The organism is Pseudoalteromonas luteoviolacea, assembly GCF_021654285.1.
In the GTDB taxonomy this organism is placed as follows: Bacteria; Pseudomonadota; Gammaproteobacteria; order Enterobacterales; family Alteromonadaceae; genus Pseudoalteromonas; species Pseudoalteromonas luteoviolacea_J.
In genome coordinates this window covers 1-1,045 of sequence record NZ_JAKFZS010000094.1, presented here as the reverse complement: position 1 = coordinate 1,045, position 1,045 = coordinate 1, and the positions used below count along the sequence as shown (strand labels likewise).

Here is a 1,045-nt window from a genome sequence, read left to right as displayed (position 1 = left end):
AATTGTGGATAAGTTAAAATAGACACTACCAATATGACCTGCGAGTATATTAACTTTTATTAAGTTGAAGTGCCCTTTTAGCAAAGGAAAGCGGGATTACAACGCTGTTCTATTAAACTTTTTAGCAATTCGGCTTAACTGGCGATCCAACTCTTCTTTAATTTCACACCTCAAAAGAGATTCTGTTTCTCTGGCTTTAACAGGGTAAAGCCTCGTCGCCTTTTTAAATAAGCTTCTTGCGCAAAGTGAATTGAGCAATCGCTAAATAAAGCCACTAAAAAGCTAGAGCTGCTTGTTTCTCAAAATGAGCAATGCCAACGCATTATTGCACTTGAAGGTGTTGGTGTTTTAGGTGCGGCAGGGCTTATTGCCAGCTTGAGTCAAACAGAGCACTTTAAAAATGGGCGATGTGCTTCAGTATATTTAGGAGTTACCCCAAAACAATTTAGCAGTGGCGGTAAAACCGTAATGCTGGGAATTGATAAATGTGCTGGTGATAAGCAACTAAAGTCCTGTTTATTTTTGGGGACACTGTCCTAAATTTCTAATTTGCCGAAAAGGCCCAAGATATTGAAACAGCAATGGCTCTTAAGGTTAGTTGCTCGTTCAGGTGTAAAGCGAGCTTGTATTGCGCTTGTGAATAAAAATATTAGAACTGCTTGGGCAATGAGAAAACACGGCACGAATTACCAACCCGTTATGATTTAAAAAGTATCTTAAAAAGAGTTCGACCACAATGTAATTAAAACGGTAAGACCAACCTGCTGAAAACCTGTCTGAACTTTAAGTGATAATACACTAACGAAACGTTTAGGACAGAAGGTGCGAATAAATCAAAGGTTAGAGAGTAGCCCTCTCAAAAGAAACCGCATATACGCAAGCATCTTTAATTTTAATAAAACATGTTGTCAAACAAGTGGAGTCCATATACGAGTTAAGGATGACATCATGCAAAGTGCTAACAACAGTGAACGAAGCGAATATGGTGCAAAAGGTTACCGACTGCGAACGCTGTGAGTACGGTTCTTTTGCGCAAGGTGAAATA

1 protein-coding gene is annotated in these 1,045 nt (G+C 39.0%); it reads left to right on the top strand.

Features of this window, described 5'->3' with window-relative positions; all coding sequences use genetic code 11:
• Positions 1-249 precede the first annotated feature (249 nt).
• Positions 250-540, top strand: coding sequence for a transposase (locus L1077_RS27725; protein ID WP_369334843.1), 291 nt, complete (start codon positions 250-252; stop codon positions 538-540).
• The last annotated feature ends 505 nt before the right edge of the window (positions 541-1,045 follow it).